Origin of the sequence: Paraburkholderia sp. EG304 (assembly GCF_046543485.1) — a bacterium.
Lineage (GTDB): Bacteria > Pseudomonadota > Gammaproteobacteria > Burkholderiales > Burkholderiaceae > Paraburkholderia > Paraburkholderia youngii.
In genome coordinates this window covers 1-255 of sequence record NZ_JBKGUA010000447.1, presented here as the reverse complement: position 1 = coordinate 255, position 255 = coordinate 1, and the positions used below count along the sequence as shown (strand labels likewise).

The window sequence follows — 255 nt, the reverse complement described above, 5'->3', positions numbered from 1 at the left end:
CCGTGCTCGCGCGTGCCGGCCTGCTGCATCACCCAGTCGCGCAATTGACGGTTGGCGTCGGCGAGATCGCGGAATTCGCGCAGCGGCACGAAGGATCGTTTGATGTATTTGACTCCGGCCTCAACGATGCCCTTCTTCGCAGGATCGTGTGGAGGGCATGCATCGATCCGGAAGCCGTACCCCTCGGCCAGCGCGGCGTACGAGCGCTGTACCTCGGGATCGTACATACACGCCTTTGTAATCGCGCATTTGGCG

General features: G+C 62.4%; 1 pseudogene. It reads right to left on the bottom strand.

The features are described 5' to 3' along the window. Window positions 1–255 (bottom strand): annotated as a pseudogene (locus ACLFKU_RS44680) (IS21 family transposase); the annotation flags it as partial.